The organism is Candidatus Njordibacter sp. Uisw_056, assembly GCF_047730085.1.
Lineage (GTDB): Bacteria > Pseudomonadota > Gammaproteobacteria > Pseudomonadales > Balneatricaceae > Njordibacter.
The window spans coordinates 1,331,941-1,349,179 of record NZ_CP159830.1 but is presented as its reverse complement, the minus strand read 5'-3'; the positions used below and the strand labels follow the sequence as shown (position 1 = coordinate 1,349,179).

The window sequence follows — 17,239 nt, the reverse complement described above, 5'->3', positions numbered from 1 at the left end:
TAACTTATAAATTATTCATTAACCACAAGCGAAAATTATCTAAAGCTTGCTTCTTGCTACCCATCACAGACGTCATAAGATAGAAGCTAGCTTCGGTATCCAAAGTTTGGTCAAAAGCCTTAACTAAGCTACCTGTTGCCAAATAATCAGACAATAAATGATCCCATGCCAGTGCGACACCTTGGCCTTGTTGAGCTGCTTGAATCAACATATTGTAATGACTAAAAATCACTTTATGTTGCGGCACTACTGGCAACATATCCATGCCCTTAAACCAGTCTGGCCAGTTAAACCAACCAATGGTCGGGTTATCCAACACTAGCTGCCTTGTGGCTAGTAAATCCCTTGGAGAGAGCGACTTATGTTGGGCTAAAAATTCTGGGCTGGATACCACAAACACACGTTGTGAAAAAAGGTGATCGACCCTATAGGCAATAGGCTCAACTGCACTAAAACGGATGTTGCAGTCAAAGTCAGCTGCGTCCACCTCTAGCACGTTATCGGCTACTAACAAGCGTATATCAGTATCTGGATACGCACGCAGGTACTCGGTGATGCGTGGCATAAGCCACAAGGAGGCAACAGCATGACTAGCAGCAATAGTAATTTGTTTGGTTTGCACTGGGTTTTTAATCGCAAACGTTGCCATTGATATCTCACTTAAGGCATTAGCGATGTGCTGATGGTACTCACGGCCAGCCGCAGTCAAGCGCACTTGACGTTTTTTGCGATCAAATAAATCAATACCCAGACTTTTCTCTAAACTACATATTTGGCGACTTATTGCACCTTGTGTTACAAACAGTTTAGCTGCAGCTTGAGTAAAACTTGCACTCGTTGCAGCCACATCAAAGGCAACTAGAGCATTTAGAGGAGGTAAAGATTTTATGTTCAATGGCATGACTAAAACTCATTTGTTATCCGCTATTAGAGTATGACGTCACTTTGGTATTTATTAAACCTCAATGGATTAATTATTTTAATAACTTTTTATTCAACATTAATTTGTTTTATAATTTAATGATGAAAAATATCCCCACAGAACTTTTACGCACCTTTGTCACCATTGTAGATCTTGGAGGCTTTACCGTAGCTGGCACATTTTTAGGGCGCTCTCAACCCGCCATAAGTTTGCAAGTAAAGCGTCTAGAAGAACTGCTAGACATCACAGTATTTCAAAGAAATAACGGTCTTGAAGTAACAGAAGAGGGTGAAGTGCTACTTGGTTTCGCCAGACGACTGTTAGACATCAACGATAGCGCAGTAACTCGCTTAGCCAAAAGTAGAATTTCTGGACAAGTACGTTTAGGCATACCCAATGATTTTGAAGTGTCATTTTTGCCGCGACTACTGAGCCAGTTTGGCCAAGCCCACCCGGAAGTTACTCTGGAAGTGAACTGTGACTTAAGTGTGACGTTGTTAAAAGATTTTCAACAAGGGCACTATGACCTAGTTTTGGCCACAGATAGCCTAGCAGAAACACTACCCATTAGTTTGGGTGATGAATTTTATGAAACCATCGTTTGGGTTACCAACGGTCACTTTGACTGGCCCGAAGACCAACCCGTACCTTTGGTTGTTTACCCCAGTGGTTGCCGCTACCGCCAACAAATCATTAGTAAGCTCAATGCCGCTGGCATCGCCTGGCGTATTGCTTATAGCTCATCTAGTTTATTGGGCATTCAAGCTGCTATAGAAGCTGGCCTAGGCATTAGTGCCCTAGCCCGCAGCACTGTGCCTGATGGGTTACAAAGCCATCTGCAAATACACAATAACCCTCTATTGGGCCATGTGAAACTGGTATTCAAGCATGACAAAGGTAACCAAACAGATGCTACTAAGCGCCTTTATGAATACCTTTATGCTGGCCTAGAGCAATCAGCGAGTTAAGATAAGCAGCCCTGCAGTTGCCATAAGACCTGCTATAACTTGGTTTAAACGCTTTACTGCGCTATTTTGACTGAACAGTTTTCGAGCCTTACTTGCACTGTAGGCAATCAGTAATAACCCCAACATTAAGGCAATAAAGTTTAGCCCAACAACGAGTACAACACCTTGAGTGGTTAGCAGGGTTAAATCTACAAAAGTAGGTAAAAATGCAATATAAAATAGCATTACCTTGGGGTTGGTAGCTGAAATCAACATCCCTTCGGCAAAACTTAGCATAAACCCGGCAGCCTTATTACGAATTGGGGTAAGGTCTACTATGCTAAGGTCGATAGGAGCGTGCCAAACCTGCCAAGACAAATAAAATAGGTAGGCGGCACCGCACCAGCGAATTAGCGTAAAGATAATTTGATATTCACTAGCAATGTAAGCAAGCCCCCAAACGACCAATAATAAATACACAATATCGCTCACCGTCATGCCTAGTGCCAATCCCCAACAGCCATGTCCCCCATTTTTTAAGGCTTTAGCAATCAGTGCAAAAACACCTGGCCCAGGGGTGATAGAGAATATAAATACAGCCACAAAGTAGGCTAAAGAAAATTCCAATGTCATGTGCCCACCCGCTAACTAAATAATAAATCTAGACGCGACATATTACCTCATTTTTAACAGACTATGACACTATTTAAGATTGACGCATTTAATCAATAACGTTAATATTTTGGCCAATAAATGACCAATTTTTATGAGTTATTGGTTAAAAATTTACCCCGATACGCACACATAAAACACGTATGTGTCAGCTTTTCAGAAATCATTTTAAGGGATACCTACCTATGTCAGAATTCATCACAGGAACGGTAAAGTTTTTCAATAATACCAAAGGATTTGGCTTTTTAGAGCAGCCTGATGGTGCAGATGTATTTGTTCACTTTAGCGCAATAATAAAAGAAGGCTACAAAAGCCTAGAACAAGGCCAACAGGTACGATTCACTATTACTGATGGTGAAAAAGGATTGCAAGCTGCTAACGTTTCACCTGTTTAAAGGCTTTAGAAAATAGGCCGCTAGAATGACCCAACGCCCATTAGCTTTACCTGCACTGACGCAGGTAAATATTTATCTCATATAGGCTGGGCCCTTGCCATCTGCGCTAGGTTGAAAGTGTACTGAAACTTCACCTAATTTAGCTAGCGCTTGCAATGCGTCTTGGTCTTCTCGCAACTCAAAGGCGTTGAAACCTACTCGGGTCATAAACTCAATGCGATCCATGGCCACATCCCCTACTGCACGAATTTCGCCTTGGTAGCCGTCTCGACGCAGCATTCTGGCCATGCTAAAACCACGACCGTCGGCGAAGGTTTCAAATTCAATTGCAATAACAGATAACTTATTGGCATTGGCTAGCAAGCACGCTAAATCATCCGCACCGTTGGTTAGTACAGCATCACTTATCACTAGGTCATCATCAAGCCAATCGGCGAACCTAATGTGCGGTGTTGCAGCATGGCTAAGGCTAAGCTGCTGATCTTTGATGAGTGCCATAAACACGCTCCTTAAATGGTGCAAAACCAATGCGGCGCACAGTTTGTAAAAATGTTTCATCCGTTTTTCGCTGCTGTACGTAAACGTCTAATATTTGCCCAATCACCACGACTACTTGATCTTGATCTATAGAGCGCCCAAGGGTTTTACCCAAACTTGCATCGTTAGAAGCAGAACCCCCAAGAGTAAACTGGTAAACTTGCTTGCCACCTTTCTCGACACCTAAAATACCAATGTGGCCAACATGGTGGTGGCCACAGGCATTGATACAACCAGAAATTTTTAGCTGAATTTCACCAAGCTCATACTGATAATCCATGTCGTCAAAGGTTTCATTAATTTGGCGAGACAGAATTAGAGTTTCTGCATTGGCTAAGCTACAAAAATCTAGCCCAGGACAGTTAATCATATCTGTGAGTGTGCCTATATTAGCGCGGGCCATACCCAAGTCAGTTAACTTTAACCAAAGACTTAATAGATCACGTTGGGCTACGTCGGCTAGTACTAAATTTTGATCGTGTGTTGAGCGCAACTCTGCAAAGCTAAACTGGTCTGCCAATGTGGCTATGCCGTCCATTTGTTGGTGGCTTACATCGCCAGGGGCTTGTAATTGATTTTTAAGAGCCACTACCACAATGCGGTAGCCTGGTTGCTTGTGATCACGGGTATTTTGTTTATACCACTTAGCAAACTGGGGGTGTGCTGCCATTTCAGCTTTTAGGCTACTTTGAGCATTTTCAACTGATAAATAATTAGGGGGTTTAAAAAAGCCTTTTACACGCTCTATTTCTGCCGTTGGCAAACGCAAGTCCTTACCCTTTGTAAACTGCCATTCCGCTTCAACCATTTCTGCAAACGCATCAATGCCTACAGCATTTACTAAAATTTTGATGCGGGCTTTGTATTTATTGTCACGACGACCATTAAGGTTGTAGACCCTCAGCACAGCGTCTAGGTATGACAGCAGTTCTTGTGGCTCAAGAAATTTTCGTACCGTTTTACCAATAACTGGTGTGCGGCCCAGACCACCTCCCACTAATACTTCAAAACCCATTTCACCCTGTTCATTATGATACAAATGTAGACCAATATCATGAACCTGAGAAGCTGCGCGGTCACTGGATGAACCCGATACTGCAATTTTAAATTTACGGGGTAAGTAGGCGAACTCTGGGTGCAGGGTACTCCACTGGCGGATCATTTCACACCAGGGGCGGGTGTCTTCTATCTCGTCAGCACTCACGCCAGCAAACGGGTCAGTTGTGGTATTTCGAATGCAGGCACCACTAGTCTGAATAGCATGCATCTGCACCTTAGCCAAATCAGCTAAAATGTCTGGCACAGACTCTAGTGTGGGCCAATTAAACTGCATATTTTGACGTGTAGTAAAGTGGCCATAACCCTTATCATAAGTCCGTGAAATTTGTGCTAATGTACGTAACTGGTCGCTTTTCATCAGACCGTAAGGAATTGCCACACGAAGCATAGGGGCAAGACGTTGGATATAAAGTCCGTTCATGAGCCTTAGCACGCGAAATTCGTCTTCTGGAATTTCTCCAGCTAAATACCGACGGGTTTGATCACGGTACTGATCCACCCGTTGGTCAACGAGTGTTTGGTCAAATTGGTTATAGGCGTACATTATAAGTCCTAGGCAGGCTTTACGGCATTATCGGATTATAATAACTTAATATACTTATAACACTAAATACTAAAAACTGATTTACTTATACTTTAATGGAATATACAATCCTGCAAAATGAATGCTCTGAAGTAGCGTTTTAGGCAGCTTTTTGCGTTACAATTGGCTTAGACGAATTTGGTTAGATTTTACCCTTGCCAATCTGTTGTGGGCACTAAGGATTTAAAGACAAAATGGTAGACTATTTACTCATCCTAGTTAGCACCGTGTTAGTGAATAACTTTGTATTAGTTCAGTTTCTTGGGCTTTGTCCTTTTATGGGCGTTTCTTCACGCTTAGAAACTGCGATGGGTATGTCTTTAGCGACGACTTTTGTACTCACTCTTGCTTCTTTGTGCAGTTACCTTACCTATACATATCTACTAGAACCTTTTGGGTTAGAGTTTTTACAAACCATAAGCTTCATTTTAGTGATTGCTTTTGTAGTGCAGTTTACGGAAATGGTAGTTCACAAAACCAGCCCTCTATTGCACAAAGTGCTGGGTATTTTTCTACCTTTAATTACTACAAACTGCGCAGTGCTGGGTGTTGCCTTACTTAATATTAAAAAAGCCAATGGGTTTATAGAGTCTATTTTATATGGTTTTGGTGCAGCTGTAGGTTTCTCCTTAGTACTCATTTTATTTGCTGCTATGAGAGAACGAATTACTGTTGCTGATGTACCAGCTCCGTTTAAGGGTGCGGCTATAGCAATGATTAGTGCTGGCATTATGTCCCTGGCCTTTATGGGCTTTACTGGTCTGGTAGCTATATAAATGCAGACACTTTACCTTGCTATCGTCATTCTGGCTTTGCTCGCCATTGTTTGTGGTGCAATTTTAGGCTTTGCTGCGATCCGCTTTAAGGTTGATGGAGACCCCATCGTTGATCAAATAGACAGTTTGCTGCCACAAACTCAGTGTGGCCAATGCGGTCACCCAGGTTGTAAGCCCTATGCCCAAGCCATTGCAAACGGAGAGGCTATAAACCGCTGCCCGCCTGGTGGTGAAACCACTATTAAGGCCCTTGCAGACCTGTTAGATTTAGAAGCTATCCCACTGGACGCAGAACACGGCAGTGAGGCAATACGTACCATTGCATACATTCGAGAAGACGAGTGCATCGGCTGTACCAAATGTATTCAAGCTTGTCCTGTAGATGCCATTCTTGGCGCCGCTAAACAGATGCATACGGTTATTGTTGACGAATGTACCGGCTGTGATTTGTGTTTAGAGCCCTGTCCAGTAGATTGCATCGACATGCTTCCTGTCGAAGTCACTTCTGCAAGTTGGCACTGGCAACAGCCAGAGCAACTCATCGCCACCAGTAACTTGCCCCATAGCCGTGGAGAATCTGATCATGCATAAAATCTGGAACTTTCACGGTGGAGTTCATCCGGTAGAAAATAAAACGCAGTCTAATCAACTGCCGATTATCGTGATGCCAATACCCGCACAATTGACAATGCACCTAAGCCAACATATTGGCAAAGTGGCAAAAGCCATAGTTGAAACTGGTGACTATGTTCTTAAAGGACAGCTTATTGCGTGTGCCCAGGGTTTCGTCAGTGCTAATGTTCATGCACCAAGCTCTGGTCATGTGAGCGCCATAGCAGACCGAACTTTGCCTCACCAGTCTGCTTTATCAGGCCCGTGTATCGTCATCGATACTGATGGTAAAGATCAGTGGGCCACACTAAGCCCCACAGCTAACCCCGAATCACTTTCTAAGCCCGACCTGCTAAACCTAATACAAGCAGCAGGCATTACTGGCATGGGCGGTGCCGGCTTTCCGAGTGCAGTTAAGTTACAACCGAAGATCAACATTCATACTCTTGTTATCAATGGTGCGGAGTGTGAACCATATATTACTGCTGATGACCGCTTGATGCGTGAATACGCCGCTCAAATTATTGCTGGCATCCAATTAGTACAGCAACTCATTGATCAGCCTCATTGCCTCATTGGTATCGAAGACAACAAACCAGAAGCGGTCGCTGCACTCACCTATGCTGCTGACCAACACACCAACATTGAAGTCTGTGTTATTCCAACTAAGTACCCCTCTGGCGGTGAAAAGCAGCTCATTGAAATACTTACAGGGAAACAAGTTCCCCATGGAGGTATCCCTGCCGATATTGGCATGGTGTGCCAAAACGTAGGCACTGTTAAAGCTATTTTTGATGCCATTATTTTAGGACGGCCACTAATTAATCGCATTACTACGGTCACTGGAAAAGCTGCAGCTAATGCAGGTAATTATGAGGTGCTTTTAGGCACCCAAGTTGCAGACATATTAGCCTTTGCCAAGGTTGATCTTGCTAAAACGTCTCGTTTAGTCATGGGCGGTCCAATGATGGGATTCACGATACAAGATACTCACACACCGATCATAAAAAGTAGTAACTGTATCCTAGCTGCGGCTGACTTAGAGCTAGCGCCAGTAGCTGACCATCATGCATGTATACGCTGTGGTCAATGTGAAGTCGCATGTCCAGCTCAGCTGTTGCCGCAACAGTTATTTTGGTTTGCTAAGGCTGAAGAGTTTGAAAAGGCCCAGGATCATAACTTATCTGATTGTATAGAATGTGGTGCTTGTGCATGGGTTTGTCCTAGTCAAATCCCCTTAGTTCAGTATTATCGTTACGCTAAGGGCCGATTAAAGACCATTAACAGTGAGGCCCAATTGGCTGAAGTTTCACGCCTTCGTTTTGAAAACCGTGAGCAACGTTTAGTTGATGAAAAATTAGCTAAAGAAGAAAAGCGTAAAGCTAGAGCCCTAACTGCTGCTGCAGCCCAAGCGGCAAAACGTGCAGCCAACCCTTCCGCGGAAGACCCAGTTGCTGCTGCGTTGGCGCGAGTGAACTTAAAAAAGCAAGCCAAGACTAATGCTGCAACGCAAAAAAGCACTGAAGATGAGTATAAAGAGCTTAAAACTGCTGCAGCTATCACTCGAACTAAACTTAATAAGACCCGCAAAGCTCTAACTAATGCTCAAGCCCAAGACCATGAGCAAGCGCAGGAGTTACAACAAACTGTTATAGCGCTTACCACCAAAGCAGCTGCAGCTGCAGCTGAGTTACACGCTTATGAAGTGAAACTGGGCCTTGATCCAGAGAAGGAAAAGACCTTACAGCTTGCAGTTGCAAAAGCTAATGGAGTAGTCCGTAAATTGGAAAAATCCTTAGCTACTGCAGAAAATTTGCAGCAGTTAGAAGCAGAAATATTTAATGCTAAAGCGATTCACGAAGCGGCTGGACTTGCCTTAGAAGAGCACCAGGCTAACGCCAAAGAAAAACCCACATCGACTCAGGAATCATAACCATGGCCTTAGTTAATATATCCTCGCCCCATCACCATGGTTTAAGTAAAACTTCTCGCCTAATGGGCTGGGTATTGCTGGCTACTCTTCCGGGTTTAGCCGTGCAAAGTTACTTTTATGGTTACGGCACTTTAATCAACTTATTGTGGGCCAGTGTTCTTTCCCTTGGTTTTGAAGCGATAGTATTAGGCTTGCGACGCCGGCCTATTATGCCCTACCTAACCGATGGCAGCGCTTTAGTAACTGCCTTTCTTTTAGCCTTGGCACTACCTCCGTTCAGCCCTTGGTGGCTAACTTTAGTAGCTGTTTTGTTCTCTATCGTTTTTGCTAAGCATCTTTATGGCGGTTTAGGAAGCAACCCATTTAATCCTGCCATGGTAGGTTATGCGTTGTGTTTAATCGCATTTCCTGTATCAATGACTCAGTGGGCTGGTACAGAAGCCACGCTAAGCTTTAGTCAACAGTGGCAGTGGTTTTGGTTAGAGTATATAGATGGGGGCATTGATGCTTGGACCAGAGCAACGCCTCTAGATTTAATGCGCCATACGAAAGGCCTCACATTAAATGAAGTTGCTAGGACTAACCCACAGCTAGGTTTAGGCCTGATAGCAAACATGTGGGTTAATGTGGCTTATCTTTTAGGTGGTCTATTTTTGCTAGCTATAAGAGCATTTACCTGGCACGCACCTGTGGCTATGTTGGCTGGTTTAGGGCTTTGTGCTGGGCTATTCCACATGGGTGAGCCAGACCTTTATCCAAGTGCCTCTAAACACCTATTAACTGGTGCAACCATGCTATCAGCTTTCTTTATTGTCACCGACCCTGTCAGTGGCGCTACTAGTCGTAAAGGAAAGCTAGTGTTCGGTGCGGGAGTTGGCATTTTAGTATTTATAATTCGTAGCTATGGAAGTTATCCTGACGCCTTTGCTTTTGCCATACTATTGATGAACTTGGCTGCACCATTAATAGACACTTATACCAAGCCAAAAGCTTATGGACACCAACCTAAAAAACCTCATTCTCAAGGTGATAAGTAATGAGTTTAAAAGCTCCAACTAGTTTAATGGCGTCTATTCGCGCTGGTGCCATTAGCTTAGGTTTATTTGCAATTATAACTGCGGCCGCCATCAGTCTCACCTATATTGCGGGTAGCGAAAGTATTGCTGCCAATAAAGCTGAAGCTAAAGCTCGTGCACTGTCAGCTGTCATGCCACCTCACCTTTATGATCAAAGCTTATTATCTGCTCCTTTAAAACTAGTAGATTACGCACCACTCAACCTTGAGCCAGAGGCCGTTGGTTATGCTGCAATTAGATCTGGAATCACTCAGGCAATAGTACTGCCTGTCGTTGCTAAGGATGGCTACAGTGGTGATATTTCCCTATTAGTGGGCATAGATCAATACGGTTCAATACAAGGAGTGCGCACCATAGAACACAAGGAAACACCTGGGTTAGGCGATAAGGTAGACCGTAAAAAATCATTATGGATTGACAGTTTTAATGGTAAGTCGCTCGCCAATACTCCAGCAGCTGATTGGGCTGTGACTAAAGATGGGGGGGTGTTTGACGGTTTTACGGGGGCGACAATTACCCCTCGCGCAGTAGTCAACGCTGTACATCAAGGCCTGCTGTATCATCAACGTCAGCAAAGCGTGCTTTATTCCGTTGCAAAGGAGAATTAACATGGCTACAGAGCAAACAAAACTAGTGATGGATGGTCTGTGGAACAACAACCCAGCGCTGGTGCAGTTATTAGGCCTGTGCCCACTGTTAGCAGTCACGGGCAGTGTAGTTAACGCTTTAGGCTTAGGGTTTGCCACACTACTTGTGTTAGTTGGGTCAAACTTACTGGTCTCGTTAATTCGTAACCGTGTGGCCGACGATATTCGCTTACCCGTGTTTGTCATGATCATTGCTGCCCTAGTGACCATTGCAGAGCTCACCATGCAAGCTTTAACGTATGAGCTGTATCAGATACTTGGTATTTTTATTCCATTGATCGTGACTAACTGTGCCATTTTAGGCAGAGCGGATGCCTATGCTCGAAAGAACCCTCCACATTTGGCTGTGCTAGACGGTTTAAGTATGGGCCTTGGGTTTGGCGCGGTACTTATTCTACTGGGTGCAATGCGTGAATTTCTGGGTCAAGGAACCTTGTTTGCAGATATGCACTTATTACTCGGGCCAATGGCGCAAAACTGGACTTTAGTTATTATTGATGACTATAGAGGTTTCTTATTTGCTGTGCTGCCACCGGGTGCATTTGTTGGTATGGGATTAATCATTGCTGCAAAAAATACCTTTGATCAATACCAAAAAATTCAGCAACTTAAAGCTCATCCCCTTAATGAAGCAGGCAGCAAGCGGGTGCGGGTAACAGGAACCATCGCTTAACGCATAAACCTCAGGTGCAGTAATGAACAAAGCTAAACGTGAAGAAATTTTTGCCAGGCTAAAAGCAGATAACCCTCATCCAGAGACTGAGCTAAACTTTAGTAGTCATTATGAACTTTTGGTAGCCGTTGCGCTCTCTGCCCAAGCAACAGATGTGAGCGTTAATAAGGCGACTAATCATTTGTTTAAAGTCGCTAATACACCTCAAGGTATGCTCGACCTTGGTTTAGAAGGTTTAAAGCATCACATTAAAACCATTGGTCTTTACAACAGCAAAGCTAACCATGTCATTCAGGCTGCCAATTTACTAGTGTCACAACATAATGGTGTGGTACCAGACTCTAGAGAGGCCCTAGAGGCCTTACCTGGAGTTGGCAGAAAAACAGCCAACGTGGTTCTTAACACTGCTTTTAGGCAAATTGCCATGGCGGTTGATACACATATTTTCCGTTGGTCTAACCGCACCCGTGTGGCGCCTGGCAAAGATGTAGTTGAGGTGGAAAAAAAGCTAATGAAGTTTGTGCCTAAGGAGTACTTGTTGGATGCTCATCATTGGATGATACTTCATGGGCGGTATGTTTGTATTGCCAGAAAACCACGTTGCGGTGCTTGTACCATAGAAGACCTTTGCGAATTTAAACAAAAAACGTCAGATTAATTTTTTATAATCACAACTTGGCATTTGCCCAAAACTGAACCATACTTATCGTCTATTTATCATAAACCCATTCTAAGACTGCGACCTATGCTCAGGCTTTTGTTCCGTTATGCACTGCTACCTATTATTGCAATTGTACTGCTTTGCTATGCAGCTATTCCTCTATGGGTGCCTATTCTTGCAACGGCGCTACTCAAACCCTACCAGTGGCAAGACATTGAATTAACTGTTGCATACCCAACTCATGACAACTGGCACATAAAGCAGGTAAGTTGGCGCCAAGAGGGGGGTGCTGGTACCTATGTTACCTCCCTTACTGACGTATCCTTAAACTATACATGGCAATCAATAAAAGCTAGGCAATGGCCTCAGTTAGATATTGGTGTGGCGAAAAGCGTGATTCAAACAGACCCAAAGCATCTGTCTCTAATACCCAGCATCGCATTGTTACCGAGCCAATGGTTATCTGCTTGGCCAAAATTTACTGTTGCCAAATTTAACTTAAATCTCGCTGCTCAAGGGCAACAGTTTGCATTATCTGGGCAATTAAGAAATCAAACTGAGGGCTTAAGTATTTTAAGCAAAATTTCGACGCCGCTCCAACAGCAACTATACCTAGATGCCACCTTAGGCATAGATGATCAAGTAGAAGCGAAGTTATTTGCAACGCAAAATAGTGCCCCTGTAGCAAAGCTCACCTCAGGCATGAAGCGCCAAAGCACAGGTTACGTTTGGCAGGGCCAAGGCGCAGTTAACCTAGCCTATACCCAGAAATTGTTAATAGACTTATTACCCCTTGATCTAGTACAAACTACTATTAACCAAGGCAAGCTTAACAGCCACTGGAAAATCACCTTACCCACTGGCGCTGGTAAGGATAATTATGTCAATTTTGAGAGTTGGTTAAGCCAAGCCCAAGGCCAGCTGCAAAGCCAAATACAAATGGCTGCTAGTAATCCTAATGTGAAAGAACTTTACGTTGACGCAAGCCTAACCCAAACACTAGAGCCTAATAATGCACCACAATGGCGTATTAACGAAGGCAGCATGGTGCGAGTGTCCCCTGCTTGGAATCATACAAAAATAGATCCCAATTTGTACCAATCACTGCGCCTGGAGCAAGCACAACTAACGTTTAGTGCAGCTAGCCCAGTGGTCATTGAAAGCTTGAAAAAAACAGATTTAATGGGGTCAAAGACAGGCCTGCGCTTGCATGGCGATATTAATGCCACATTAGAAAATACCCACTCAGTGTACCAAGTCTTTGGCCAGTTATCACAACTTCAGGTACACGCCCTCAACCATTGGCAGGGCGTTGCCAATTTAAGTGGTTACTACCTTGCACAAACTGATGCTAACCCCTGGATGGCGCAGCTCCCCATTGATTTGCGCCAACTCCAGTTTTTGAGTAATGTAGCGTTTGATTTTGATCCCAAACAATGGCAGTTTAAGGTTCAGCCCAATAGTAAAATCTCAGCAACACAAGTGGTAAGCCGCCGTGAAGCTGGCACAGTTCAACTGTTTGCTAGCGACAAACTTAACCTCACTAATGACCAAGGCATTAACCTTGCGTACCTACCAGATCAAGACTATTGGACCTGGTCAAAGGCTTCTGTTTATTTAAGGCCAGAGTCCATTCCTAGCCAAGGTCTTGAAATACACCTTGGTGAGGGGTCAACCTTACTAACTAACAGACCCATTGAGGGTTCGTTTGAACTTCGTCCTACGTCTGTAAACCTGCCTAATTGGCCAGCTTTTCAAGCACTCTCTAAGGGTCAATTAAGCTGGCTTGACGGACAACTTAATGTCAACTTTACATCTCAACTTCCACCTTATATCAGCTCTTTGAATGGCCAATATACCTGGCATGCTGATAACGCAGATCACCAATTATTGGTAAAAGTAGAGAAAGTAAATTTACCGCCATTAATGCCTCAACTTAAACAACTTGAAAATGCTTCCGGGCTGCCAGCTCCGCTATTGGTTAACGTCACCTCTGGATTAGCAAATTATGAAGCAGATTGGCGCTGGAACTCGAAACAGTTAGTAGCCATTCAAAAAATCAATTACTCCAAGGTAGATGCCCGCAGCACCCACCTAAACATTAAAGGTTTAACAGGCCAAAGTGAATTTAACTATAGTCGTAACCGCAGCAAAGATAAGCAAAGCGGCATCATTAATGGCACAACTTCAGGCCAACACCAGGTTAAAGCGAATTACGTCAGCTGGGCTCCTGACAAAGGCAAAAGTCTGCTCAACTCAGAAGTAACGTTTAGTACTGAAGGCTGGTCGGGCATGCGGTATCAAATAGAACGCATTAATGCAGGTTGGTTAGGAGGTCGCGCTGTGGGAACAGCGGTTTCAATACTCACAGAACGCTTGAACACCTTACCCATTACCTTACAGGACATCCCATTGGGCCGCCTGGTAGAGTTAGCGAAGATTCCATCACTAACTGCAACGGGAGAAGTTTCGGGTGGGGTAAATATAACGATAGATTTAACCCCTGGATCTCATCAGACATGGGGGGTGGCCAACGCAAACCTATCCACCAGCAAAGTAGGCACTATTCAATATAAGGGTAATGACGATCCAGACACTTCAGATAAAGCCGCCTATCTACAAGAAATTCTTAGCGAGTTTGAATTCCAAAACCTTTCAGCAAAACTCACTCATAATGATGATAATGAACTGCAATTATTAACCCGTTTTGTTGGCTCAAATAAGCAGTTTGAAGAAGGTAATAAAGTTGATTTTAGCCTAACACTTAATCCTCAACTTGATTAAATAATTGATTAAGGTAGTTGAGCGGATGCTGTGGGCTAGCACCCGTTTTTTGATGTATTTGACTGCGACATGAATAACCTGTTGCCAATACGGTACCCGTGTTGATTAGTGCTTCTTCTGCTGGCTTATGCCAACTCATTTGGTAGAGTTTAGCAGATATCACTTGATGCTTTGCCTCATGACCAAATGTGCCTGCCATTCCACAACAGCCTACGGCAGGTGTAGCGAGATCTACCGAAAATTTCGCAAAAATATTACGCCAAGAATCTAAGCTATTCGTGACTAAGGCATTTTCTGAGCAGTGCCCCAGCAAAGTGGCCACTTGCTTCGTGTTATTCGATCTATTTGGCACCTTTAACTCCTGTAAATGATTGGTTAACCACTCTTGGAGTAACAGCACCTGGGGAACTTCTTTGACACCAAACCTTTGCCGATACTCATCACGATAGGTTAGACCCACACTTGGATCAACGGCAATTAATTCAAAGCCCTGATCCATGACAGTGGTTAACTGTTTAAGCACCCTACTGGCTTGTCGATCAAACGCTTTTAAGAATCCTTTAACATAAAGGGGCTTACCCGAAGGCATCATTGGCATAACAAGGGGGGAGAATCCCATATTGACCAGACAAGACAAAATCCCTTCCATTTGTGGTAAATCATAACAACTACTGAATACGTCTTGCACTATAACAGGGTGACGTAGCTTATCTAATTTAGACAAGCCTGAAAACTTATCTATATGCCACATATCAACACCATCAATACGAGCTAATTGGTTGATACTATACCCATGAACTTGAGGCATATTTACCAGACCAAAAACCTTCTTGATTAACCACTGACTCGGCTGCAGTTGAGTTAGTGCATTACTAAGCCAAGCGGCCTTACTCGTATAGAGTCCAAAATATTCTACCAGACCGACGGCATAATCACCCAAAGGCCTTCTATGGCGATTGTAATAGTGTTGCAAAAAACGACTTCGATAAGTAGGGATATCGACTTTAATAGGACACGCTGTAGTGCATGCTTTGCAAGCCAAACAGCTTTGCATAGATTGATAAACCTGATGTTCTAACTCGGGGTCAGCACCTCCCTGAGACTCTTGTCGTAACCATTCCCGTAGCAAGCTTGCCCTGCCCTTAGGCGATTGAACACGATCTTTAGTCGCTTTGTAGGAGGGGCACATAGCCGATTCAGGTTGATAGTTAAAACAAGCACCATTGCCATTACAAGCAACAACAGGTTGCCACTGTTCAACGATATGTTCACCCATCTGGCGATCTTGGGACCCCCTGGTTCTGGGATCATCAACCTTAACAGTTGATTTTTCTGATCCCAATGGTCTGCATATTTTTCCAGGGTTAAGTTGGTCGTAGGGGTCAAACCATGTTTTTATGCGACGCATGTCTTGGTAAAGCTCTGCGCCTATGGTTTCTTCAGTGTATTCACTTCTAAACCCTTTGCCATGCTCACCCCACATTACACCTTGGTATTTTTGAACTAAGCCTTGTACTGCATCCGAAATAACCCTTAGTTTAAGTGCGTCCTCTGGATCACGCATGTTCAGCGCTGGCCTTACATGCAGGCAGCCAGCGTCTACGTGACCATACATACCATAGGTCACTCCCATTTCATCAAGCAAATGTCTAAACTCAAGGATATAGTCAGCTAAGTTTTCTGGCGGTACTGCAGTATCTTCTACAAAAGAAATAGGTCGTCTTAAACCTGCAAGATTACCCAACAACCCAACACCTTTTTTACGCAACTCCCAAAGGCTTGCAATGCCTTGGGGGTTGGAAATACGTTCAAAGCTAGCTCCTGTTTCCACTAACTCTTCACAAATAGTATCCAGTTTAGTTGCAAGTTCAACAGCATCCATACCACCAAATTCAACTAAGTTGATTGCTGCTAAATGATCGGTACTGCCCTTATCCAAGTAATTAGATACTTGGGACCAAATGATATCTTGTTTGGCTAAATTTAAAATAGTGTCGTCAATGGTTTCTATAGCGTCTGGGTTATGTTGCACCAGCACATTGGCATCGCGCAGCGCTGCGTCAAAGGATTGGTAACTCAGCACTAATAATTCTTTCGCACGGGGAATTGGCGTTAACTTAAGAGTTAGCTCAGAGACAAGGGCCAAGGTCCCCTCTGAGCCGCAAATCAGCTTACTTAAATCGAAAGCATCGTCACTTTGTATGTGGGCCAAATTATAGCCTGTCATAAAACGATTCAATTTAGGAAAGCGAGCATTAATCTCTGCCTGCTTTTGTATTACTAGATCACTCACTTGTCGATAAAGCTGGGCTTCCTGTCCACCTGATTCAATTTTTAAGCGCAAGGCTTCAATGGAGAGGGCCTGGGTAGTCACCTGTTGGCCATTTGCCAGAATAAGATTTAATGCTAGAACATGGTTACTGGTGCGGCCATAAATCCGAGAACCTTGACCACACGCATCGGTATTAGCCATTCCCCCAAGTGTTGCCCTATTACTGGTTGACAGTGTAGGCGCAAAAAATACACCCATAGGACGCAAGTAATCGTTTAACTGGTCGCGAACAACACCGCCTTGCACCTTGACCCAACCTGCAGCTAAATCAATATCGAGTATATGGGTCAAGTGTCGAGAACAGTCTATCACTAGGCCATCAGTTAAAGATTGCCCATTAGTGCCGGTACCACCGCCACGAGGAGAAAAATAAATATCATTAAATTCTTTTTGGGCAGCGAGAGTCAAAATAGCTTTTAAATCGGCTTCATGTTTTGGGTAAAGCACACCCTGTGGCAATAACTGATAAACACTATTGTCTGTAGATGCAATCAGTCTATCTGCCTGATTAGGTGAGATGTCACCTGCAAAGTTACTTTGATGGAGGCTATTAAGAAAGTTTACAAATTGCTTTTTTGGCTCAATCAAAAACTGTTGTCTAGGCATCTTTAAGGGTGTCTCAATAGATTA

15 protein-coding genes are annotated in these 17,239 nt (G+C 43.8%); 10 read left to right on the top strand and 5 right to left on the bottom strand.

The features are described from left to right. Window positions 1-4: 4 nt before the first annotated feature. On the bottom strand, window positions 5-901 hold the full coding sequence (locus ABXT60_RS06555; RefSeq protein ID WP_443631933.1) for a LysR substrate-binding domain-containing protein: 897 nt from the start codon (window positions 899-901) through the stop codon (window positions 5-7). Between the two features lie 119 nt (window positions 902-1,020). On the opposite strand from ABXT60_RS06555, the gene ABXT60_RS06550 reads away from it, so the two are divergent. Continuing rightward, window positions 1,021-1,890, top strand: a complete 870-nt coding sequence (locus ABXT60_RS06550; protein WP_443631932.1) for a LysR substrate-binding domain-containing protein — start codon at window positions 1,021-1,023, stop codon at window positions 1,888-1,890. Here the strand turns inward: ABXT60_RS06550 and ABXT60_RS06545 are convergent. Further along, window positions 1,879-2,502: a LysE family translocator gene (locus ABXT60_RS06545; protein WP_443631931.1), complete on the bottom strand. Its 624-nt coding sequence runs from the start codon at window positions 2,500-2,502 to the stop codon at window positions 1,879-1,881. The two genes, ABXT60_RS06550 and ABXT60_RS06545, sit on opposite strands and share 12 nt — an antisense overlap. A 224-nt stretch (window positions 2,503-2,726) precedes the next feature. Between ABXT60_RS06545 and ABXT60_RS06540 the strand changes: the two genes are divergently transcribed. Beyond that, window positions 2,727-2,936: a cold-shock protein gene (locus ABXT60_RS06540; protein WP_443631930.1), complete on the top strand. Its 210-nt coding sequence runs from the start codon at window positions 2,727-2,729 to the stop codon at window positions 2,934-2,936. 72 nt (window positions 2,937-3,008) lie between these two features. On the opposite strand, the gene ABXT60_RS06535 is transcribed toward ABXT60_RS06540, so the two are convergent. Together ABXT60_RS06535 and ABXT60_RS06530 are read right to left on the bottom strand one after the other, a co-directional pair. Beyond that, window positions 3,009-3,434, bottom strand: coding sequence for a DUF934 domain-containing protein (locus tag ABXT60_RS06535; RefSeq protein WP_443631929.1), 426 nt, complete (start codon window positions 3,432-3,434; stop codon window positions 3,009-3,011). Further along, entirely contained in the window at window positions 3,406-5,076 is a 1,671-nt protein-coding gene (locus tag ABXT60_RS06530) for a nitrite/sulfite reductase (protein WP_443631928.1), read from the bottom strand. Before ABXT60_RS06530 ends, ABXT60_RS06535 begins: the two co-directional genes overlap by 29 nt. 233 nt (window positions 5,077-5,309) lie before the next feature. Here ABXT60_RS06530 and rsxA point away from each other — a divergent pair, with 233 nt between their 5' ends. The 8 genes from rsxA to ABXT60_RS06490 all read left to right on the top strand — a co-directional run bounded on the left by rsxA (window position 5,310) and on the right by ABXT60_RS06490 (window position 14,277). After that, window positions 5,310-5,891 (top strand): electron transport complex subunit RsxA, encoded by a 582-nt coding sequence (rsxA, locus tag ABXT60_RS06525; RefSeq protein ID WP_046483849.1) that lies wholly within the window; start codon window positions 5,310-5,312, stop codon window positions 5,889-5,891. Continuing rightward, window positions 5,892-6,482 carry an electron transport complex subunit RsxB gene (rsxB, locus tag ABXT60_RS06520; protein ID WP_443631927.1) on the top strand — a complete coding sequence of 197 codons (591 nt, stop codon included), beginning with the start codon at window positions 5,892-5,894 and terminating at the stop codon, window positions 6,480-6,482. Further along, the gene (gene rsxC / locus ABXT60_RS06515; RefSeq protein WP_443631926.1) at window positions 6,475-8,436 is read left to right on the top strand and encodes an electron transport complex subunit RsxC; all 1,962 of its coding nucleotides are present in this window, start codon (window positions 6,475-6,477) and stop codon (window positions 8,434-8,436) included. Before rsxB ends, rsxC begins: the two co-directional genes overlap by 8 nt. Window positions 8,437-8,438: 2 nt before the next feature. Then, window positions 8,439-9,473 carry an RnfABCDGE type electron transport complex subunit D gene (locus ABXT60_RS06510; protein ID WP_443631925.1) on the top strand — a complete coding sequence of 345 codons (1,035 nt, stop codon included), beginning with the start codon at window positions 8,439-8,441 and terminating at the stop codon, window positions 9,471-9,473. Continuing rightward, window positions 9,473-10,120, top strand: coding sequence for an electron transport complex subunit RsxG (gene rsxG / locus ABXT60_RS06505; protein WP_443631924.1), 648 nt, complete (start codon window positions 9,473-9,475; stop codon window positions 10,118-10,120). Before ABXT60_RS06510 ends, rsxG begins: the two co-directional genes overlap by 1 nt. Before the next feature lies 1 nt (window position 10,121). After that, window positions 10,122-10,832, top strand: a complete 711-nt coding sequence (locus ABXT60_RS06500) for an electron transport complex subunit E (protein WP_443631923.1) — start codon at window positions 10,122-10,124, stop codon at window positions 10,830-10,832. A 22-nt stretch (window positions 10,833-10,854) separates the two neighbouring features. Beyond that, on the top strand, window positions 10,855-11,490 hold the full coding sequence (gene nth, locus ABXT60_RS06495) for an endonuclease III (RefSeq protein ID WP_443631922.1): 636 nt from the start codon (window positions 10,855-10,857) through the stop codon (window positions 11,488-11,490). Window positions 11,491-11,577: 87 nt separating this feature from the next. Beyond that, window positions 11,578-14,277, top strand: coding sequence for an intermembrane phospholipid transport protein YdbH family protein (locus tag ABXT60_RS06490; RefSeq protein WP_443631921.1), 2,700 nt, complete (start codon window positions 11,578-11,580; stop codon window positions 14,275-14,277). On the opposite strand, the gene ABXT60_RS06485 is transcribed toward ABXT60_RS06490, so the two are convergent. Then, the gene (locus ABXT60_RS06485) at window positions 14,258-17,215 is read right to left on the bottom strand and encodes an FAD-binding and (Fe-S)-binding domain-containing protein (protein ID WP_443631920.1); all 2,958 of its coding nucleotides are present in this window, start codon (window positions 17,213-17,215) and stop codon (window positions 14,258-14,260) included. The genes ABXT60_RS06490 and ABXT60_RS06485 overlap by 20 nt on opposite strands. Window positions 17,216-17,239: the final 24 nt, after the last annotated feature.